Source organism: Mesobacillus jeotgali (genome assembly GCF_031759225.1).
Taxonomy (GTDB): domain Bacteria; phylum Bacillota; class Bacilli; order Bacillales; family Cytobacillaceae; genus Mesobacillus; species Mesobacillus jeotgali_B.
The window spans coordinates 1376626-1397940 of the sequence record NZ_CP134494.1 but is presented as its reverse complement, the minus strand read 5'-3'; the positions used below and the strand labels follow the sequence as shown (position 1 = coordinate 1397940).

Annotated in this window: 17 protein-coding genes; 4 read left to right on the top strand and 13 right to left on the bottom strand. The window is 41.5% G+C overall.

All coding sequences use genetic code 11. The features are described from left to right. Positions 1-41 precede the first annotated feature (41 nt). A complete protein-coding gene (locus tag RH061_RS06895; RefSeq protein WP_311074882.1) occupies positions 42-512 on the bottom strand; it encodes a hypothetical protein in 471 nt (156 codons plus the stop codon). Positions 513-651: 139 nt separating this feature from the next. On the opposite strand from RH061_RS06895, the gene RH061_RS06890 reads away from it, so the two are divergent. After that, positions 652-1209, top strand: a complete 558-nt coding sequence (locus RH061_RS06890) for a tyrosine-type recombinase/integrase (RefSeq protein ID WP_311074881.1) — start codon at positions 652-654, stop codon at positions 1207-1209. 14 nt (positions 1210-1223) lie between these two features. Then, a complete protein-coding gene (locus RH061_RS06885; protein ID WP_311074879.1) occupies positions 1224-2726 on the top strand; it encodes a potassium/proton antiporter in 1503 nt (500 codons plus the stop codon). Between the two features lie 55 nt (positions 2727-2781). Here RH061_RS06885 and RH061_RS06880 read toward each other — a convergent pair whose 3' ends face one another. Both RH061_RS06880 and RH061_RS06875 read right to left on the bottom strand, forming a co-directional pair. Next, positions 2782-3399 (bottom strand): TetR/AcrR family transcriptional regulator, encoded by a 618-nt coding sequence (locus RH061_RS06880; RefSeq protein ID WP_311074876.1) that lies wholly within the window; start codon positions 3397-3399, stop codon positions 2782-2784. Positions 3400-3426: 27 nt separating this feature from the next. Continuing rightward, entirely contained in the window at positions 3427-4959 is a 1533-nt protein-coding gene (locus RH061_RS06875; protein WP_311074874.1) for a carboxypeptidase M32, read from the bottom strand. Positions 4960-5203: 244 nt separating this feature from the next. Here RH061_RS06875 and RH061_RS06870 point away from each other — a divergent pair, with 244 nt between their 5' ends. Continuing rightward, entirely contained in the window at positions 5204-6091 is an 888-nt protein-coding gene (locus tag RH061_RS06870; RefSeq protein WP_311074872.1) for an ABC transporter permease subunit, read from the top strand. Continuing rightward, positions 6088-8940 carry a M1 family aminopeptidase gene (locus tag RH061_RS06865; protein ID WP_311074869.1) on the top strand — a complete coding sequence of 951 codons (2853 nt, stop codon included), beginning with the start codon at positions 6088-6090 and terminating at the stop codon, positions 8938-8940. Before RH061_RS06870 ends, RH061_RS06865 begins: the two co-directional genes overlap by 4 nt. A gap of 887 nt (positions 8941-9827) precedes the next feature. On the opposite strand, the gene RH061_RS06860 is transcribed toward RH061_RS06865, so the two are convergent. From RH061_RS06860 to RH061_RS06815, 10 genes are all read right to left on the bottom strand, one after another. Continuing rightward, positions 9828-10736, bottom strand: a complete 909-nt coding sequence (locus RH061_RS06860; RefSeq protein WP_311074867.1) for a nuclease-related domain-containing protein — start codon at positions 10734-10736, stop codon at positions 9828-9830. 175 nt (positions 10737-10911) lie between these two features. Then, a complete protein-coding gene (locus RH061_RS06855; RefSeq protein WP_311074865.1) occupies positions 10912-12459 on the bottom strand; it encodes a flotillin lipid rafts scaffold protein FloT in 1548 nt (515 codons plus the stop codon). Between the two features lie 23 nt (positions 12460-12482). After that, complete coding sequence (locus tag RH061_RS06850; protein WP_311074863.1) at positions 12483-13007, bottom strand: NfeD family membrane protein; 525 nt, start codon at positions 13005-13007, stop codon at positions 12483-12485. 178 nt (positions 13008-13185) lie between these two features. Continuing rightward, positions 13186-13737: a DinB family protein gene (locus tag RH061_RS06845; protein ID WP_311074862.1), complete on the bottom strand. Its 552-nt coding sequence runs from the start codon at positions 13735-13737 to the stop codon at positions 13186-13188. Between the two features lie 184 nt (positions 13738-13921). Then, positions 13922-14611, bottom strand: a complete 690-nt coding sequence (locus RH061_RS06840; RefSeq protein WP_311074860.1) for a DUF975 family protein — start codon at positions 14609-14611, stop codon at positions 13922-13924. A 93-nt stretch (positions 14612-14704) separates the two neighbouring features. Next, entirely contained in the window at positions 14705-16744 is a 2040-nt protein-coding gene (locus RH061_RS06835) for a bifunctional diguanylate cyclase/phosphodiesterase (protein WP_311074858.1), read from the bottom strand. A gap of 286 nt (positions 16745-17030) precedes the next feature. Beyond that, on the bottom strand, positions 17031-18593 hold the full coding sequence (locus RH061_RS06830) for a BCCT family transporter (protein ID WP_311074856.1): 1563 nt from the start codon (positions 18591-18593) through the stop codon (positions 17031-17033). 235 nt (positions 18594-18828) lie between these two features. Then, on the bottom strand, positions 18829-19551 hold the full coding sequence (locus RH061_RS06825) for an amino acid ABC transporter ATP-binding protein (RefSeq protein WP_311076312.1): 723 nt from the start codon (positions 19549-19551) through the stop codon (positions 18829-18831). A gap of 27 nt (positions 19552-19578) precedes the next feature. After that, positions 19579-20244 carry an amino acid ABC transporter permease gene (locus RH061_RS06820; protein ID WP_167833768.1) on the bottom strand — a complete coding sequence of 222 codons (666 nt, stop codon included), beginning with the start codon at positions 20242-20244 and terminating at the stop codon, positions 19579-19581. A gap of 101 nt (positions 20245-20345) precedes the next feature. Then, a complete protein-coding gene (locus RH061_RS06815) occupies positions 20346-21101 on the bottom strand; it encodes a transporter substrate-binding domain-containing protein (RefSeq protein WP_396654887.1) in 756 nt (251 codons plus the stop codon). Positions 21102-21315 lie beyond the last annotated feature (214 nt).

Here is a 21315-nt window from a genome sequence, read left to right as displayed (position 1 = left end):
TGATTTCTACAATTGAAAAAGGATGCCCTCGGGCATCCTTTTTACCTTTTCCTGAATCCTTCTTCTTCCAAATATTGTTTGGCCTCATTATATGAAAGAAATGTCCCGTCAAGATTCAGGCCAGCATACACATTCCACATTTCATCTTCATGAACAAGGATCAATGTATGGTTTTCTGAATTAATCCAGCGCTCTTCCTCATTGTCCTCAATAATGGCAGATTCAACGGTACTATTGGCTGACAACGATTGAATGGATTGTTCAATGATGTTTTTAAGCTCTTCCGCAGTAAAATCACGGATATTTACCAAGCCTTTGGGATCGACATCATAGCCATCTAAAAACTCTCCATAGACAAAGCCATTTCCATTAGGATGCAGATGGTACACAACATTTTTCTTGTCATAAACACTTTCCGCAAAATGAAAGTTAACACGGCCCAAAGAGACATTTTTCCGTTCCAGTTCAGGGAATGATTCTATGATTGCAAGTTTTTGTTCAAAAGTAAGCATAATTGCCTCCAGCTAATTCTATTTTTTTCGATTCTGTTCATTATAACATTTGGAAGCAGCTTAACAAAAAATTTCAGTGAGCATTTAACATGTTACATAATTAGATTTAGGATATAATTAAGTTACCTAAGGGAGTGATATGATGAAAACCGTAAGTCCAATCAAATCGAAAAACAAGATCATGCTTATGAAGGATTTCCTTATAAATCACTCGACCAGGGATTATTGTTTATTTGTACTTGGTATTAATACCGGGATCAAACTGCATGATCTACTCAACCTGCGTGTACATGATGTGTGCCGCCAGGATGGGGAAATTACAGAAGTCCTTTCAATTCCTCTTTATAGCAATCCACCTGTTTACTTAAATGAGTCCATCAGAAGTTCCCTAAAAAAGTATCTAACCGAAAGTTCTTTTATTGGAACAGACTATCTCTTTAGGTCCCGAAAAACTGCGAATCCAATTACAAGGCAACAAGCTTACAGGATAATCAACGCCGCTGCTAGAAATGCCGGAATTGATGAACCGGTAGGTATGACCACTTTGCGTAAAACATTCGGCTATCATGCCTACTCCCAGGGCGTTGCCATTTCACTGATTCAAAAAAGGCTGCTGCATGCCTCTCCATCCGAAACAAAGCACTTCATTGGAATAGACCAGGAAACAGTCCAGGTTAAAATTGATATCAATTTATAAAGGGGGAGTTTTTATTGCCAGAACATGTTATTAGTACAGACTCTTTCATTCTTCTTCTTGCTTTCTTATTCATTGTTGGGGTTATAACAACGAGGTTTTCAACCAGACTTGGGGTTCCCTCTCTGATTTTCTTTATCATGGTCGGGATGGTCATGGGCAGCGATGTCCTTGGCATCATTTATTTTGATAATGCAGCAGTTACACAGATGATTGGTGTTATCGCACTAGTCATAATCCTGTTTGAAGGCGGCCTGCAAACAAATTTGAAAGACGTCAGGCCAGTAATTATCCCATCTTTATCACTTGCAACGGTTGGAGTGCTAATCACCTCTGGAATCGTTGCCGTCGCTGCGAAAATGATTTTGGGCCTTGATTGGCTGGAAGCCATTTTATTCGGGGCAATTGTTGGTTCCACTGATGCCGCAGCTGTTTTTGCAGTCCTGAAAGGCCATAATATATCTTCAAAACTTGGTTCTACTCTCGAAGCAGAATCTGGTTCCAATGATCCGATGGCTGTATTCTTAACCGTAGCAATGATTGAACTTATTACGATTCCTGATGCAAGTATCCTAAAGTTGATCGGTGACTTCTTTTTGCAAATGGGACTGGGCCTGATACTGGGTGTGATTTTTGGAAAGGTCGCAGTCAAAGCTTTGAATTCGATAAACTTGGATTCGAGTGGACTTTATCCCGTTTTCGCCACCGCATTTGCTTTGCTGACTTATGGAGTAACTACATTTTTGAATGGCAGCGGTCTTTTGGCCGTATACATTGCGGCGATTATCATTGGAAACGCTGAGATTGCATATCGCCATTCTATTTTCCGCTTCACAGAAGGTTTCGCCTGGATGATGCAGATTCTTATGTTTGTCATCCTTGGGCTCCTTGTATTTCCATCTGAACTTTTCAACCCGGCTATCTTGATTCAGGGCATATTGATATCCGTAATCCTGATGCTGGTGGCAAGACCTGTAGCTGTATTTTTATCAACAATAAAAATGGATTACTCTCAAAAAGAGCGGATTTTCCTTTCATGGGCTGGCTTGAAAGGCGCGGTTCCGATTATCCTCGCCACCTTCCCATTGCTGGCAGGTATTGAGGACAGCCATCAGATTTTCAATGTTGTCTTCTTCGTCGTTTTGACGAGCGCACTTATTCAGGGATCTACCATACCGATGCTAGCAAATAAGCTGGGATTGAACGGTCCCAAAAAAACGATACCAATGCAGTCACTTGAGCTGATTTCACTTGGAAAAGCGGATGCCGAGATGATTGAATATGAGATGGAAAGCGACAATGCCATCGTTGGTAAAACGTTGGTGGATATCCCCTTTCCTGAAGGAACACTGGTGAATGCGATCATCCGCAATGGCAAACTTATCGCACCTACGGGGAATACCGTCATCATGACAGGTGATTTCCTCTATATCCTTTCAGAGAGGAAGAACAAGCCGAAACTGAAGAAGCTCTTGAAGGAAAAAGCAAAATATAGTCAAGATGCACTAGACCTTAAATAATCGCGGTTCACATACTGCAAACTAAAAACCAGTGAGGATCCTCACTGGTTTTTAATCATTTTGAGCTTAGTTTTTCTAAGAATATCGACTGCATTTCTCTTAATATATGCTTATAATGGTAATCTTCAAGTATGGTAGCCTGCAATGTGGCCCCATTGACAATCGCCCAAAATATATCCGCATATGTCTCTGGATCAAGTTCCTTGTTAAATTCACCTGCTGCCTGACCTTCTTTAATGATTCCTGTCAGCAATGAAACAAAGAAATCTCTGTATCGCTTCGTCAACATATCCTTTAATTTTGGATTCCGTGTTGAGTACAATCTGAATTCGTAATGAACGATCGCATGCCCGATGTTTTCTTCATCATTCGGGTCATTGTCCAGGTAGGCTTCAATCAGGTAATTGAGTTTTTCCAATGAGGTCTCACGCTCAGCAATGGCTTTGGCAAATTTACTTCCCGAGTCATTTGTTTGGCCTTCCATCAGTGCCAGATAAATTTCATCCTTACTTTTGAAGTAATTGTAAATTGCCCCCTTGCTTAGTTTGGAGCGGGCCACAATATCATCAACAGTCGATGCTTCAAATCCCTTTTCGGCAAAGCAAACATGGGCACTCTGCAAAATTTCCTGACGCTTCTTTTGCTTATATTCCTCTGAAACAATTGGCGTCATATGATTTACCCCATTTTTCCGCTAATATTAGAGTTTATATACCTTACTATATTTCTCTTCCAGGTACTGTACCAGATAATCCGCATTCAATTCTTCACCGGTAGCTTTTACTATCAGTTCATTTGGTGTATAGAGCATTCCGTACTGATGAATATTTTCCCTTAACCAGTCCTGGATCACTGCAAAATCCCCTTGCTCGATACTTTCATAGAATCCAGGTACATCCTTCTTGATCTTAGTCAAGATCTGTGCCGCATACAGATTCCCAAGAGAGTATGACGGGAAGTACCCCAGCCCTCCGAATGACCAGTGGATATCCTGAAGGACCCCTTCACTGTCAGTGGATGGTGTGATGCCTAGGTAATCCCTCATTTTTTCGTTCCAGATTCCAGGCAGATCTTTTGCCTCTATTTCCCCGGCAATCAATGCCTTCTCAATTTCATAGCGAACCATGATATGAAGATTATATGTGAGCTCATCTGCTTCCACCCTGATGAAGGATGGCTGGACAGCATTTGTGGCACGATAGAAATCTTCCAATTCAACATTCCCTAATTGCTCCGGAAAATGTTCCTGCAGCTTCGGATAGAAGTACTTCCAGAATTCCTCGCTGCGTCCCACCATATTTTCCAGGAATCTGGACTGGGATTCATGAATTCCGAATGAAGCCCCTTCCTGTAAAACTGAATCCTGGAACTCTGGATTGATATTTTGTTCATAAATACCATGTCCAGCTTCATGAATTGTTCCAAAAATCGCCGATCGGACATTATTTTCAAGGTACCTGGTCGTAATCCTGACATCCCCGGTATTCACAGTTTGTGCAAATGGATGAACCGTTTCATCCAGCCTGCCTGCTTCCATATCGAAGCCGATCACTGGCAGAATATAACGATTGAATTCTTTTTGCTTCTCTACTGAATAAGGCTGTTCGAATATCTCGACTGATGGTTTGTCAGAAGACCCTTGAATCCTTTTCAGTAAATCAGTGCTTGATTCTCTTAATTTACTAAACAATGGATCAAGTTTTTCAACTGTAAGACCAGGTTCAAATTCATCCAGCAGCGCATCATATGGATGATTTTCATAACCGTAAATCTCAACAGCTTTCCTCTTAAACTCTACAATCTTCTCAAGGTAAGGAAGATATCTTTCAAAATCATTGTTCTCCCTTGCTTCTTCCCAGGCATCATTTGCTTTTGATGTCAGCACTGTGAAATCTTTAATCATTTCTGCCGGGATACTTTTGGATCGGTTATAAAATTTCAGCCGTTCACGAACCTTGGCCTTTGCAGCCTCATCAAGGTGCTCCTCTGCTTCCGGTGTCGTTAGTACCTTAAGCAACTCACCCATTTCTTCAGAAACAGTCAGTTTGAACGCTTCAGTTCTTAAAGTTCCATTCGCATTCGCAAATATGGAGCGTCCTTTCTTCGGTGAGATTACTTTTTGATCCCAGCTCAACAAACCTAAAATACTATTAAAATGCGAAATCTTCTCATCCAATTCATTGAACTTTTCGAGCGCAGACATGATTGATTGATTCAGTACCTTTTGTTCCATGCCATTTCCCCTCTCTCTGATTGAGTTAAATTCCCCCTGGATTGTGAATCCCATAATTCTTGACTACAGATACTTTGCTATAAATTAAAAACTTTAAATAAACTATCCAGTCGGTTTATTATAATCCATATTACATTATTTTTTCAATTATCACAAAATTATTAAAAAAAATCTAAAATCTTGCAACCTTTCATAAACATCCTACGTCAAAAACTAAAAAGAAATTTTTCCCAAAGGAGAGTATATGAAAAAAATCATTCATTACCCATTTTTATTTTTGACCTCTATTGCAGGTCTTTTATTTTTCATGGCCTTTCCCAGGCTTTTTAACTTCCGCCCATCAGAAAGTGAGCACCTTGGCATGCAATTATCTGGCTTTATTAAAGCAATTGAAGCTACTGCAGTGCAATTTTTCAAGCCTGAAAGCTGGGGAGTACTAGAAAGCTGGTATCAGGAAACAGTCATCGACCGCTATACATATTCTCTTGAACTTATTTTCTTCAGTCTGTTGTTCACTATTTTTATAGGAAGTGTGATTGCCTATCTATTTATGAATCTTCCATATAAACAGCGTATAAGAGTAAAGAATGTCCTGAATTTCTTCGAGGGAATTCCGGATTTGCTGGTTATATTCATGATGCAGCTGTTTTTGTTCATGCTCTACAGGGAGTTCAATATTCGCCTTGTCACAATGTACGGGCTGGCAGGGAAAGAGCCAATCATCTTCCCGATGATCATTAATTCACTCCTTCCATCCTTATTTTTTGCTCAATACCTGATCAAAGTAATGGAAGAAGAATTTGAAAAGCACTACATTCTTTTAGGCCAGGCAAAAGGGTTATCAAAGCTGCAGCTTCTTTTTTCACATTTGACCAGGAATATTGTGCCCGTTGTCTCTATCCACTTTAAAACCATTATATTCATGGTTTTGACAACCCTGGTCCTCGTTGAACACATGTTTGTTCTTGATGGGTACATTAAAGAGCTTAATAAACTGCTGCAGATTCAAAATAGTTCTCCTGTGCATATCTTCTTTTACGTGGGAGTTTTCATGCTTCCTGTCATTCTTGTAGAAAGATTCGTTTCGTTGATCGGTAAAAAGTTCGGAAGCGTTCGGGGGATGGATATATGAGAAAGATGAGGAACAATATTTCATCAGCAATATTGTCGATTTCCACTAAAGTAAGTGATGGCCTATCCTGGCTTGTCAGGGAGTCAAAAGAACTGAACCCCCAAAAAGCAAAAAGGGGATTGTTTCATTTTCTGAAAATGATTATGAAAATAACTGCCTATATCAATAACCATAGACACCGGAATATGCTGGTTGGTTCAGCGATACTAGTTACATTGTTCCTGATCAGTTGGAATACAGAATTGATGCCTGAGAGCAATGAGCCGCTGATTTTCGATGAGAACGGAAAATTTGTCGCGGCTCCGCCTGCTCCTCCTTCGCTCACCTTTCCGCTCGGGACTGATTTGGGAGCACGAAGCATGGTTAACCTTGTTCTCGTTGGAGTTAAGTATACTCTCGGTGCTATATTGGCTATCACAATTGGCCGGCTATTGCTTGGAACAATACTGGCACTTGTGACAACCCTATTCTACCCGAGCTTTAAACGGTATTTCACTGCATTCTTTTGGCCATTCAGGTATATCCCTCAATTGCTTGTTGGGATTATCTTGATGCTTCCAGTAGCAGCATCACCAATCGGCTACTCAGCAAAGGTCATTTTGGAATATCAATTGATTATCATGCTGCTGATCGGCCTTCCAAGCGTTTTTTATTACATGCTAGATATGATTGATGAAATTGAAAAGCAGCCTTATGTGCTAAGTTCAACATTAATGGGTGGAAGCAAGTTTCACACCTTGAAAAAGCATGTATGGCCCAATGCCAAATCTCATCTGCTGTTATTGACCACTCAGCAAATTTTATCAGTATTACAGCTGCTGACGTTTTTAGGAATTTTCTCATTGTATTTAGGGGGTCCGCACCCCACAGCTTTGACTGATTCACCTCGACTGATTTACAGAACGATCACCAACGAACTTGCAGGAATGGCCGGCCAAAATTTCTGGCTGATCAGAAGAGCACCATGGATGGCCTACAGTCCAATCCTGATCATTGCCTTTATCGCCATTATCGTGAATTGGATGAAAAAAGGGGTCGAGGACCATATAGCGGGTGTGATACCAGTAAAACATCGGCCCAATACGTCTGCCGAGCAGGTATTAAATGCAGATGCAAACCTCTCCAGGAATTTTACAATAGTAGGCGTGCCAGAGCAGCCTCTGGCGAAACATGATAAGAAGAAATATGTTAGTGACGTTATCCGTGAAAAACTCAGGGGTACTCGTGGGTACTTGCTCCGCTACAAGGTTTACCGATTAATTGATGTGCTTGCCATCAGGACTGCAGAACATATTTCAGATTACCCTAAGCACGCATTTACCGCATTATTGACGGTATCCTTCGTCCTTTTGGCGGGTGTATTTTCGTATGCAGAGTTTTTCCCAGAGGAAAATACGAAGAAAGAGGGAAAAAGTGTTGAAGCATCAACTGAACCAAAAGAAACTAAAGATTTATTTAGTTACAGCTTTACCAACAGGGAGCATAATCCTGTAAAATATAAGGCCGACTTGACCTATATGGATGCTGATGCGACATTGCAGGGAACACTGCATGTCGAAACCACTAATACCACCGGTGCCGAACAGGATAAAATCTATTTCCACCTGTATCCTAACCAGTTTAAGGAACCGATAGATGGGCCCGAATGGGAATTCGTCAGAGGCCCTTCACCGACACCAGGCTGGATTGAAATCCAAGACATCAAAGTGAATGAACAGAAAGCTGATTTTAAAGTCGAAGGAACTATTCTGGAAGTTACTATGAATCAGTGGAAAGACATGGCACATTCCGAAATCGACATTCAATTCAACTTCCAGCTCCCTTCGAATTACAGCAATGCAAGCTATGATTATGCCGCAGTATGGCTTGGCAATTTCCTGCCAATACAGGCTGTATATGATAAAAACGGCTGGAACCTGGATCCGTATTCACCTTTTGGATATCCATTTTATAGCGAAACAGCTAGCTATGATGTAACCATTAACGCTCCTGCTAAATACGAGATCCTTTCTAATGCAGAAGAAGCTAATGCGACAACAGAAATACAAGGTGAAAACAAGAAATATAGCGCCAAGGTAGAGGGTGTCCGCGATTTTTCTATCGTCTTATTGGATACTCAATATTATCAAACTGAAAGATTCATGACCCAGAATGAAACACTCGTGAATGTTTGGTACCGCCCAACCACTGACAAACAAGAAACAGCAAACAGAAATGCCATGGGCGCTGGTCAATCAATCGATTACTTTGAAGAGTTTTTTGATTCCACATTACCATATAAAGAACTGGATATTATCCGTACAGTAGAAGGCAACTCCCAAATGGCTTACCAGGGAATGATCTTCTCAGCTGGGTATAATTTTTCAGATAACAGCTTTACTTCTCTCAGCATGACTGAGGGAGTGGTCCGCCAATGGCTGTCAGGATTGGTCGGAAGCCAAGGATATAAAGAACCATGGGTAAATGAAAGTCTCGTAAGCTATTCCTTGAAAACCTATATGGGTGAAAAAGGCTACATGGCCAGAACCTCTGCCGAAGATCAAATAAAACAACAGGAAGAGATCGCGAGAATCCAAAAAGAAGGCCAGTATTTAAGCAGCCCATTAAGCGATTATAAAAATATCAATGACTACGCCATCATGATGGGTATACAAGGTTACAATATGTACGCTGAACTGGACTATTTAGTGAAGGCTGGAAAAGTAAATAAAGCTTTGAAAACATATGTCAACGAGTATACAAATAAAAATGCCTCTGGACACGATCTAATCACAATCCTTGAAAAGGCAGGACACCCGCAGGCAAAAGGATATTTTGATAGTTGGCTGAAACCTGAGGTAACAGAATAGTTTTTGTGTTCGCCTGAGCTCTTGATGTTGAGCTCAGGTGTTTTTTAATTGGGGCTTGTCCATCACCTTGGATAATAATTCGCCTGGGCTTCCTCGTTTTGTTCGAACCTGCATCTACTTCAGACAAAATAGCGCCTGAGCTTTGTCCGAACTCGCATCTACTTCAGACAAAATAGCGCTCGGGCTTCCTCGTTTTGGCCGAACCTGCATCTACTTCAGATAAAATAGCGCCCAGGCTTCCTCGTTTTGGCCGAACCTGCATCTACTTCAGACAAAATAGCGCTCGTGCCTCCTCGTTTTGAACGAACTCGCATCTAATTCAGACAAAATAGCGCCCAGGCTTCCTCGTTTTGGCCGAACTCGCATCTACTTCAGACAAAATCTCACCTGGGCTTCCTCGTTTTGGCCGAACCTGCATCTACTTCAGACAAAATAGCGCCCAGGCTTCCTCGTTTTGGCCGAACCTGCATCTACTTTAGACAAAATCTCACCTGGGCTTCCTCGTTTTGGCCGAACCTGCATCTACTTCAGACAAAATCTCGCCCAGGCTTCCTCGTAGTGGCCGAACCTGCACCTAATTCAGACAAAATAGCACTTGAGCTTCCTCTTTTTGTCCAAACCTGTACTTACTTTAGACAAAATTGCGCTCGAGTTTCCTCGTTTTGTCCGAACCTGCACCTACTTCAGACAAAATCACGTTCGTGCTTCCCTGTTTTGTCCGAACCTGCATCTACTTCAGACAAAATCACGTCGGTGCTTCCCTGTTTTGTCCGAACCTGCACCTACTTCAGACAAAATAGCGCTCGGGCCTCCTCGTTTTGGCCGAACCAGCACCCGATTAAGCAAGTAGCACTTCTCACTATGATCCTGCATTCAACGAAACACCATCATTCGTAATATGTATCCGAGGTGTTTCCGGCTGCTTTATAGTACTTCTTCAGTACTCGGGTTATTCTTCTTTTATTTATATCAATGTTGCACCATTCATAGATGCTTTGTGCTGTTATCTTTCTTTCCGGAAACAGAAGCTTGAATTCTTCTATTTGCTGTATAATTGCATTTTCCGCACGTTCAGAATTTCCACACTTTCCGCAGACTAAATGCTGTTTTTTAATAGAAGTGTTAAAGGAACCACAAGCCCTGCAGTGCATTCCCTTTTCCAATTGTTCATAATTATATTCAGGTAGAGTGGTAAACGGGTTTTTATCATGATGTAATGTTAGCAATTTTTGGGCGAGTATTTTATGATTCTCGTCCAACTTGGAAAGTGTATCGTTAAGTTCTTTTAAAAAGCGATTAATTTGGGTTGGAAAAATGATTGGCAGGTCCATTGAGGCTTGGTAAAGGGTGAATGCAGGGTTGTTGAAAACAACAGAAGCCTGGACGAGGTAATTTAGTTTGAGGTTTTGAAGCAGTTGGCGAAAGAGTGTCTCGCTACGCTTTAATTGTATGATTGGATTTTTGTATTCTTTGCCACTGGTTACTGAGTAGAATCTGTCTGATTCCAGATAAAAATCACCTTCATGATATTTCACATCCAATAGATGGATCAATCCCCCAGAGATTATTACCTTATCAATTTGAAAATAAGAATTATTCACTTGTAGCAGGAGATCATCTATTATATACCTTTCCTCAGAGAGTTTTTCTGTCAGCACATCGAATTCTGTCTCCCCTCTATACCCCTTTTCTAAATTGGAAAGTTGAAATTTATCCTTTGCAGATAACTCCTTTCTCATATTTAGATAGCGCATTACTACTAACTCCCTCGACTCACTTCTTTTTTTAAGTAACATACTCCACTTCCTTTCTTTAAGTTCATTCTAATTCAAACCTCATTTAATTTTTGTGAATTTTTTGTTAACTTTTTGGATTGATTCACTAAAGCTTTTAAGCCAAAAAATGGCGTGGATTATTCCCACGCCATTTGCTATGTCTTTAATCGGTACTTACCTCAGACGGGTTTCCCTCTTATTCTTCCTGCTTTATCACAGCTTCAATCCTATTTTCAGGCTTGTTTTCGCGAATTTCATCTGTCAAAGCGTCGATGCTGTGTCTGACATTCGCTTTTCCTGAGAAGTTTTCAATCAATTCTTTGACGTCGATTCCGGATGATGCTTTAAGGGATTCTTGAAGTGTCGACATCAGGTTTGTGGCATAGCCTGTTACCTTGTTCGCTCCACCATTGGAATCACTGCCTCCAGTATCGACAACGGTGATCTTGTCAATGTTGCCAAGTGGTGCTGCAACTTGCTTCGCGTATTCAGGAAGCATTTTCAGGATCATGTCGAGAATCGCAGCCTGGCCGAATTGTTCGAATGCTTCGGCGATCTTTTCTTTCGCTTCTGCTTCTGCAAGACCTTTCAGGCGGATGATCTCAGCTTCGGATTCACCCTTCGCTCTTTCTGCTTCCGCTTTTGCAAGACCATCCATACGGACTTTTTCTGCTTCTGCTTTAGCCATTGCTTCAATACGGTATTTATTCGCATCTGCCTCGGCGATTTGCTTCGCTTTTTCCGCAGCTGCTGATTGTTCAACAGAATAACGGTCGGCATCGGCTTTCTTCTTGACCTCAGAATCATATTGGCGTTCGCGGCGGAGGATTTCTTTTTCCTCGAGCTCGATTTGCTTTTGGCGCTCGATGATCTTGACCTGCATTTCCTGCTCTGTTACCTCCTGCTGAGCACGGGCATTTTCCAGGTCATATGCTTGGTCGGCACGTGCCTTGGCAATGTCTTGCTCACGGCGGAATTCAGCCATTTTCAACCCGTTGATTTTTTCAGCTTCGGCAATTTCAGTCGCACGTTCAAATTCTGCTTTTTTCGCTTCTTTATCTGCTTCCGCCTTCTTGATGCGTGTTTCTTTTTCCGCATCCGCAGTCGCGATATCCGCATCACGCTTTACCTGGGCAATACGAGGTTTACCAAGGGAATCAAGGTACCCGTTTTTATCACGGACATCCTTGATTGTGAATGACACAATGACCAGACCCATTTTTGCAAGGTCCTGTGAAGCAACTCGCTGGACTTCCTGTGAGAACTTATCACGGTTCTTATAGATTTCTTCTACGGTCATCGACCCTAGAATGGAACGTAAATGCCCTTCCAATACTTCCTTCGCTTCATTCTCGCGGTCTTCTTTTGACTTTCCAAGGAATTGTTCTGCAGCGGTGGCAATTTCACTAATGGATCCGCCGATTTTAATGATCGCCGTTCCATCTGCCATGACTGGCACACCCTGTTCTGTGTATACCTCAGGAGTAGTCACTTCAAGCTTGCTTGAGAGCAGGCTGAGCGGGCGGGACTGCTGGAAAACCGGGAAGATGAACGTACCGCCTCCACGAATTATTTTTATTCTGTTGTTCGATTCATCTGTATGAACATTTCGGCTTCCCAAGAAGCTTCCCGTAACAATCAAGGCCTCGTCAGGCCCCGCCGTCTTATACTTGGTGATGAAGACGGCTACCATTGCGATAACTAGGAAGACAACAAAACCAATAACAATAAACATAAGATCCATACCTTTTCCCCCTAAATATAAGTCTATAATTCTTCGTACAACTTGACTTGCAGGACTCCGTTTTCAATATCAATGATCAGTACTTTTTTTCCATAGGGTATTTCTGTTTTTGTAAAACTGACTGCCGGCTTGGAGATGCGGCCGCTGATATTCTCAATCATGACTTCACCATAGCCGTCGACCGGAATACCTGTGATCACGGTTCCAACCCTCCCCCTTAAGTCACTCTCTTTATACACGAGAGACTCCTCGGCATTTGATAGTGGAATCAGCACAAATACATTCAGCAAAGTTACTAGAATAAGAGCAATAATGGCTGAAGCAGCAGCAATCATAACACTGTGCAGCTTTGTAAAAACCTCACCTAAATAACCGCCTGCTGAAAAAATCGCAACAAAGGAAAAAATTAATGTTGGATTCACAAAAGGAATAGCTTCTGTCAGTCCCTCAAGGGCATCACCAAAGAATAAATAAATGATCGTAACACCACCTGAAATGACCAACCCGTAAAAATAAATCGTTTCTAATGGCATGCCAAATAGCTCCATTTTACTCACCCCTTGCTAAAATCGAACAAGCACCCTCCCTTATTCCATTTATTTCTTGATATGTAATACGATTGTCACAAAAATTAGTTTCAATATTTTTAAAAATTTGTAGAAAATTAGCTGTATATGGATATATCGCAAAAAATCCGTGAATGCTTCACGGATTCTGCTGGTTACTCTATTTGGCTAAATGTTCTTTTTGCAAGCTATGAATCTTCTTGATCATCCTAATCTGGCCGCGGTGGTTAATTTCATCTTCAAACACGTGGAACCATTTAAAGTAATTGTTTCCTGGCTCGCCCCACCACCAATCCGTCTGCTCAAACAGCCAATCGTCAGAAAGTATCCCGAACTTGCGATACGTATCTTCCCGTTCAGCCTCGAGATCAGCCAAATAATGTTCCAGAGGAAATCCGTTGAATGCGGCCTTTCCTTTTTCACCAAGATCAAGGCCAGCTGCAAGGGCTTCTTCCTCTTCTGCAGTTGGATCTCTTTTCTCAAAAGTAACAATCTGGTAAATTCTTTCTACTGCAGCCATGTGGGCAAGCAGCATGCCAATAGAATTTGCTCCATCATGAATCAGGAAATCCAGTTCCTCTATTGTGAGTCCTTCTACTGCCTCCAGGGTGGTGGAACGGACGTAATTCATCATTGACACAAGGTGACTGAAAGTGGGGCCGAAACCCTCTTTCTCATCAATTAAAAACAGTTGAGACCTGTCTAATACCATAATTCCCCTCATTTCTGAAGTTTCATGAACTAATATTATTCGGCATCTTCCACAATTATCCTTTAATAAATTCTTTATTTTTGGGACAGGCTCCTTTTCATTGAACACAAACATGGCAGTTCGCCCACTACTCAATAAATGGGGATTCAAAAAAGCCCAGCTGAATTAGCTGGACTTTTTTGAATTAGCTTTCCAAATCAGTTGACTCTTGATCTTCATGGACTTGCGGAGCAATCAATTCATTGTAGAAGGTTGCATTTGCTGTACTGATGTAGGGAGTCAGCCAGAGGAAGCCAATTCCAAGTGTAAATATAGCAATGAATGCCCAGCCGATAAAACTGAGATTCATCAGGAAATATTTCCACTTATAGCCTTTCATCCTGATTTTACTTTCGGTAATCGCTTCAAGAGCGGAGAGCTGCGGGTTATCCCTAAGCAGGAAGAATACTTGAGAATAGGATAGCCCTTTGATAATGCCCGGGATGATTAATAATAATGACCATAGAATTGTAAAGATTCCAACGAGGATGGAGGTCCCGATTAGCTTAAGTGAAAGCTCCCATTCTTTATAAACCGCAAATACTTCAGAAATTTTCGGGTCATTCCACCGGGCAATGCTCAAAAAGAACCAATAGCTTGCAACCGTCAGCGGGATGAATAAAAAAGAAATCAATAGATTGACCATATCTGCAATTACTGGAGTTTCAGTTTGATTAATCCATTGAGAAAATCCACCACTTAACAAAATCTCTAAAATCGTGGGGACAATCGTCGTAACCAGAAAGACTATAAAAGTAAGTGCGACACCGAGACCCCACTTTCCTTTTAAAGTGGCAAGGGATTTCTTTTTGATTTGTGAAATCGATAAATTCATTTACTTTTCTCCTTTGATTAAATTGTATCGTCATAAAAATGAAGATACCTCATGTATATTTTGAAATGATTAAATCTTTCATAGAATATTTACTCAGACTGCAATCTCATTAAAATCATCAATCCAACTAACAAGCCCATCTGCCTCTAGCGGTTTAGAGTAGTAATAACCCTGGATAATTGGATTCTCGGAATTTGAGGATAGGAATTTCATTTGTTCTTCGTTTTCCACTCCCTCAATCACCACTTTCAGTTTCAATGAATGTCCCAGGCTAATAATGGCTTTCATGATTGCAGAATCCTTTTCTGATTGAGGTACATCATCCACAAAGGATTTGTCGATTTTCATGGTCGAAATCGGCAGTCGTTTTAAATAAGATAATGAAGATACACCTGTCCCAAAATCATCCAGGGCTACCGTAAAACCAAATTCCTTGAAGGCACCCACCGCTCTTATTGCATCTTCGATCTGGTCAATTACACTCGTCTCGGTAATTTCAAGCTCGAGAAAATGACTGTCGATGCCATATTTTGATACGCACTGCTTCAATGTTTCCATTAAATGGGGAGAGGTAAAATAAGATCCCGGTATATTGATTGCTACTTTGAAAATGGGCAGTTCAAGTGAGTTCCAGACGCTAATCTGCTTGCACACATGATCTATGAGCCAATCTGTAACTTCATGCATTTTCCCGTTTTCTTCAAGAATCGGTATAAAGATACCGGGTGAAATCACACCATGTACTGAATGCTTCCAACGAAGCAGAGCTTCAACCCCGAACACCACCCGAGTCTTGGAACATATTTTAGGCTGATATAAAACAAAAAGTTCATCCTCCCGCATCGCCCTGTCTATGTCCTGGATCAGATTCCGTTCGAAGGCGAAGGTATGGATATTTGGGTCATATTCAATCACTGCATGATTAAATGCAGTGTGAGAGTGCTGTAGTACTGCCATCGCATTGGCAAAGAGTTCAGAACGGTCATTTCCTTCAGAAGAAGCCACTGAACAGACCATATCAATAGCTAATTTTTTTTCATTAATAACTAACGGTTTTTTCAAAAATGCCATGATTCTTTCCATGGAAAGAATCAGTTTTTCACTGTCACGTTCATTCTCTAATACCAGGGCAAAACGATTGCCTTCTATTCTGTACAACATACAATACGCCGGCTTAAGCTTGACAAGAGTTTCGCTGACAGCCCTAATCACTTCATCGCCAACTTCATACCCATATCTCCTATTCCATTTTTCGAGTCCATGTAGGTGGATGATGGCTATATTTGCAGGCGAAGAGACATTGAGCATTTTTTCGAACTGCCGTCTATTCGGCATCCCTGTCAAGGCATCGAAATGATTTAAACGGAAATCTACATACCGATCAAGCAGGCTAGATAGACCTGATAGTCCCAAAATCACTCCTATTCCTAATGTCACAGAAACAATGAGCATCTTTACATTCATATGATGTGCATGCGCTGTGGAAGGAAGTGTATTTCCCTCTGTGTAAAAAACAACCGCCTCCATGCCAGTATAATGCATGCTGGCGACAGCTATCCCCATTAATAAGGAGGTGATCGCTTTGAGAAAAAAGTTACCCATGAATTTTTGCAGGCTGGTAAAGATGTATAGCGCAACATATGAAACAAGAATGGAAATCATGATTGATAGGATGAAAAGGACCGGCTGATAGGCATAATCAATTTCCATTTCCATCGCTGACATCCCGATATAATGCATCGAAGCAATACCGATTCCCATAATGAAACCGGCCAGTATTTTAGGCCAGCGAGTTAAATTGGTCCGATTTGAAATATAAAACGCCAGGTACGAGGCCATTACCGCCGGAAAAATAGATAATATAGTCGCTGAAAGATTATATTCCATAGACACCGGAAGCCTAAAAGCACTCATTCCGATGAAATGCATCGCCCAAATTCCCATTCCCATTGCAATGGATGCCAGGACCAGCCAAAAATTCCTGCTGAAGAAACCATTCTTCCTGATCCTCTCATTCAATGAAAGCGCAGTATAAGAAGCGAGAAATGCGATGACTATCGAAAGCAATACAATCGACAGAGAATATTCTCCTTGTAAAATAACAATATCTTCAGGTTTATGAGTGATAAACATGCTTGGCAAACATCCCTTAGCTGTATTTTCATGCTGGTTACATGGTAATTATATCGGCTTAAGGTAAACTTATTTAAGTGATTTTGTATGAAGCCCTTTTAAAAATTCGCCTTGCTCAGGATGCAGCCACAAAGCGGCAGATTGTTTTGCGATTTGTTCTTGTGAACTTTGTTCATCATTTGTACCTTTACGGCTCATTGGTGTCAAAATAAAAACAGACTGTAGACATTCCCGGTTCCCACCTGAGTCTGTCTACAGTCTGTATTAAGGGTTGGCCTATACTAGGTCATTTTTTATTTTTTTCTGGCTCTTTACTAGCTGCTTTCTCTAACCTCCGGAATCGTCTTAAATCTGCAGGCCTGATCGGCAGTGGTTCTTTTTTCAGCAGTTTAAGAATCGCGAACATCAGCAGCAGAAGCAAGACAGTAAATGGAAGTGCAGCAATCAATGAAGCAGTCTGCAATGCTTCGAGCCCGCCAGCGTATAGCAGCACGGCTGATATAGCTGCCATTAAAGATCCCCAGACGATTTTTGCGAATCTAGGAGGATTCAAACTCCCTGATGTCGTCATACTTGCAAGGATGTAGGTAGCTGAATCCGCTGATGTGACCAGGAAGGTGAAAATCAAAATGATCGATAATATCGATAAAACTGACGTCATTGGCAGAACTTCGAAAGTCTTGAATAAAGCAGATGTTAAATCTTCGTTTACTGCTGCCGCAATCCCTGTATCATAATTCAGGTCATTCCATAAAGCTGTTCCACCGAAAGCCGCAATCCACAGGCAGGCAATCACAGGCGGAATCACCATGACTCCAAAGATATACTCCCTTATTGTCCTTCCCTTGGAAACACGGGCAACGAAGGCTCCTACAAATGGAGACCAGGCAATCGCCCAGGCCCAATAAAAGATCGTCCAATCCCTTGTCCAGGTTCCTTCCTGGTAGGGCTGCAGCCTCAGGCTATATTGGATGAAATTCGCGAAATAGTCACCAATTGCCAGTGTAAAGCTTTCCATGATAAAAACGGTAGGACCAGCTATCAAAACGAATAACAAAAGCACAATCGCTATCCCGAGATTCAAATTACTGAGCATTGCAATTCCTTTATCTAGACCGGTTGATGACGAAATCATGTAGGCAATGAAAATGACCAAAATAATGATCATTTGTATGCCGATAGAGTTTCCAGTGCCGAACACAGCGTTAAGGCCGCCATTCATTTGCAGGACACCTAGGCCGACAGAAGTTGCGATCCCCATTACAGTTGCGACGACAGCAAGTGTATCTATTGTATTTTTCACAGCCGGTTTTGTGCCGGTAATCGGCTCAAGAGCTGTAGACACCAATCCATTTCTTTGCTTTCGGAATTGTAGAAATCCGATTACCAGCCCCACAATGGCAAAAACCGACCATTGGCTGACTCCCCAATGAAAGAATGAATAGCCCATTGCGACTCTGGCTGCATTCCTTGATTCTCCTTCAATATTGGCAAATGGGGTGTTGAAAAAGTGGCTCATTGGTTCAGCAATTCCCCAGAAAACGAGTCCGGCTCCAAAACCGGCTGAGAAAAGCATGCCAATCCAAGTAAAGAAAGAAAACTCGGGGCGCTCTCCTTCACCGCCAAGCCTGATGGAGCCATATTTACTTACAGCCAGTCCTATTAAGAACAACACAATGATAAATACAGCAAGCAAGTAGAACCAGCCAAAATTGACAGTTGTAAAACCAAAAAGCTCTCCAGCGATGGCGCCAAACTTCTTTGGCACAATCGCCCCAACTACGACGAACAGCAGAATCACCGCAGCTGACACAGAAAAAACAAAGTTTGATAATATATTTTTGAGCATGTCAGCCTCCATGAATATGTAATTTTCAGTTTGTATAACTTCGTACAAAGCAACCGTAAATAGCGTGATGCCATGTAATTATTCTGCAATCAATTTCCCTTTATTATCCACTGCGAAACTTTATTTTTCACATACCTTTTATGCCATTCGAGTTTAACCTGATAAAGAAGCGGGATTGATCATTCTACTTAACCAAAGAGAAAATGAACGCTTAGAGAAACTAAGCGTCCATCCTTTAAAATGTTTTGCTTAAAAACTCGCGTGTACGTTCTTCGACTGGGTTTTCAAATATTTCTTCAGGATGACCTACTTCTACGATCCGTCCTCCATGCATATAGACAACCCAATCCGCCACCTCACGAGCGAAGCCCATTTCATGTGTGACAACTACCATTGTCATCCCTTCTTCTGCCAGTTCCTTCATGGTTGCCAAAACTTCTCCTACCAGCTCAGGATCCAGTGCTGATGTCGGTTCATCAAACAGCATGATATCAGGTTTCATCGCCAGCGCCCTAGCAATCGCTACACGCTGTTTCTGTCCGCCGGAAAGCTTGGATGGATAGACTTTTTCTTTATCCGCCAGGCCAACCTTCCCCAGCAGTTCCCTTGCTTCCTTAATGGCCTGGGATTTGCTGATCCCTTTTACATGAATAGGTGCCTCGATAATATTTTCAATCACATTTTTATGTGGGAACAGGTTAAAGTGCTGAAAAACCATGCCTATTTTCTGGCGCACTTCATTCAAATCATGAGAACCTGCATTTATTTCTTCCCCTTCAATGATGATCTGTCCATCATCCTTGATTTCCAGGAAGTTCAAGCAGCGAAGCAGGGTGCTTTTACCAGAGCCACTGGCTCCAATCAAACAGACCACGTCGCTTTCTTTTACTGTTATATCGACGTCCTTCAATACATGAAGGTCACCAAAAGATTTATTCAGTTTCTTAACATTGATCATATCTCTTCCGTCCAAAACAATTCCTCCTTAATCACTTACCGAAAGTTTCTTCTCAAGCAGTCCAACCAAAGCAGATATCAAGTAAACAAGGAATAAATAGTACACAGCAACAATGAGCAAGTACGTCATATTATCGAAATCGTTCGCACCTTTTGTTGTCGCTACGTTAAATAACTCGTACATTCCGATAAAAGCTGCTAATGATGAATCCTTGAGGCCGATGATAAACTGATTGCCGAGTGGAGGCAGAGCGCGACGGAATGCCTGTGGAAGGATAATTCTCCTCATAGTCAAAACCCTGCTCATTCCCAGTGAACGGCCAGCTTCCATTTGTCCCTTATCAATAGACTGAATCGTTCCCCTGAAAATTTCCGCAATATAGGCACCGTTATGGAATGCCAGTCCTAGTGCAACAGACCAAAAAGCAGAGATATTTAAATTTGTCATTCCAAAGTAGAAGATAAAGATCTGAACGATCAATGGGGTTCCTCTGACTAAATAGATATAGGCATTTGCAATCCATTCCAGAACTTTAATACCTGATATTTTGAGGAAAGCAAAAAACAATCCTATGAAAATAGCAATCAAAATCGATACTGCTGTGACTTGCAATGTGAGTAGCATGCCTTTGAGGAAAATATCATACGTGTCAAAAAAGACTTCTATAACATGCGATAGACTTGGCAAATTCATTCAACTCCCTGTTGGCTCTATTATTCATTACTATCATTCTTCGTTCTTAAGCAGAAACGAATGTGCAGTTACACCGCACATTCGCTCCAGATGACAACTTATTACTCCGGTTTAGCTGTGATGTCTTCACCGAAATATTTTTCACTGATTTCTTTCAACGTTCCATTTTCTCTTAGAGTTTCCAATGCTTCGTTGACTTTCTCCAGTAATTCATCGTTGTCTTGGGCTATGGCAATTGCCTGCTCGCTTCGGCCAAGAAGCTCTTTGCCTTCAATTTCAAGGCCAGCACCCATCGCTTCTTTCCCTGTAATAAAGTCCGTTATAACAGCGTCGTGCCTTCCGTTGGCTAACGCTTCTAAAGCAGTTACGTCACTGTCATAAAGCACAATATTATCTGTCACTTCTTCAGCAGTTTTTGCATAAGTAGAGCCTTTTGATACTGCAATTTCCAATCCATCCAGGTCTGCTAGTTTTTCATGATCACTGTCTGGTCGAACAAAGATCTGTGGTCCCGAGTAGTAGTAAGGTGTGGAGAAATCCACGTGCTTCAAGCGATCTTTGTTAATGGTATGGCTTGCAACAGCTGCATCGAATCGGCCAGACTTCACACCTTCTACGATACTCGCAAACTTGAACTTTTTCTGGTTTGGTTCCAGGCCAAGTTCCTTCGCCACGGCCTCTGCCACGTCGATGTCAAAACCGCTCATCTTTCCTGACCCATCCGTTACGCTGAATGGTTTGAATTCACCAGATGATGCAAAAGTGAACTTGCCATCCTCAGCCAGTTTCATACCGCCGTCACCGGATGCTTTTTCATCGCTGCCACAAGCAGCCAGGAGACCAATCATGGTCACCATAAGAATGAATAATGTTAAAATTTTCTTCACTGTTTAAAACTCCCCCTCATAATCTATAATGTTAAATTTATTCTGTTAAACGGCTCTTATACCAACTATAAAAAACCGCAACATTCACCCTAAAACCTTAATACCCAGTTCTCGATTATAGTAAACTACTATTGTCGGAATTGATTCATATTTCCTAATTCATCGAATATGACAATTTGAGTTT

What these genes read in the sequence shown, in the direction of transcription:
- RH061_RS06895 (WP_311074882.1), bottom strand. Translation starts at nt 512, where the DNA reads ATGCTTACTTTTGAACAAAAACTTGCAATCATAGAATCATTCCCTGAA.
- RH061_RS06890 (WP_311074881.1), top strand. Translation starts at nt 652, where the DNA reads ATGATGAAAACCGTAAGTCCAATCAAATCGAAAAACAAGATCATGCTT.
- RH061_RS06880 (WP_311074876.1), bottom strand. Translation starts at nt 3,399, where the DNA reads ATGACGCCAATTGTTTCAGAGGAATATAAGCAAAAGAAGCGTCAGGAA.
- RH061_RS06875 (WP_311074874.1), bottom strand. Translation starts at nt 4,959, where the DNA reads ATGGAACAAAAGGTACTGAATCAATCAATCATGTCTGCGCTCGAAAAG.
- RH061_RS06870 (WP_311074872.1), top strand. Translation starts at nt 5,204, where the DNA reads ATGAAAAAAATCATTCATTACCCATTTTTATTTTTGACCTCTATTGCA.
- RH061_RS06865 (WP_311074869.1), top strand. Translation starts at nt 6,088, where the DNA reads ATGAGAAAGATGAGGAACAATATTTCATCAGCAATATTGTCGATTTCC.
- RH061_RS06860 (WP_311074867.1), bottom strand. Translation starts at nt 10,736, where the DNA reads ATGTTACTTAAAAAAAGAAGTGAGTCGAGGGAGTTAGTAGTAATGCGC.
- RH061_RS06855 (WP_311074865.1), bottom strand. Translation starts at nt 12,459, where the DNA reads ATGGATCTTATGTTTATTGTTATTGGTTTTGTTGTCTTCCTAGTTATC.
- RH061_RS06850 (WP_311074863.1), bottom strand. Translation starts at nt 13,007, where the DNA reads ATGGAGCTATTTGGCATGCCATTAGAAACGATTTATTTTTACGGGTTG.
- RH061_RS06845 (WP_311074862.1), bottom strand. Translation starts at nt 13,737, where the DNA reads ATGGTATTAGACAGGTCTCAACTGTTTTTAATTGATGAGAAAGAGGGT.
- RH061_RS06840 (WP_311074860.1), bottom strand. Translation starts at nt 14,611, where the DNA reads ATGAATTTATCGATTTCACAAATCAAAAAGAAATCCCTTGCCACTTTA.
- RH061_RS06835 (WP_311074858.1), bottom strand. Translation starts at nt 16,744, where the DNA reads ATGTTTATCACTCATAAACCTGAAGATATTGTTATTTTACAAGGAGAA.
- RH061_RS06830 (WP_311074856.1), bottom strand. Translation starts at nt 18,593, where the DNA reads ATGCTCAAAAATATATTATCAAACTTTGTTTTTTCTGTGTCAGCTGCG.
- RH061_RS06825 (WP_311076312.1), bottom strand. Translation starts at nt 19,551, where the DNA reads ATGATCAATGTTAAGAAACTGAATAAATCTTTTGGTGACCTTCATGTA.
- RH061_RS06820 (WP_167833768.1), bottom strand. Translation starts at nt 20,244, where the DNA reads ATGAATTTGCCAAGTCTATCGCATGTTATAGAAGTCTTTTTTGACACG.
- RH061_RS06815 (WP_396654887.1), bottom strand. Translation starts at nt 21,101, where the DNA reads ATGGTGACCATGATTGGTCTCCTGGCTGCTTGTGGCAGCGATGAAAAA.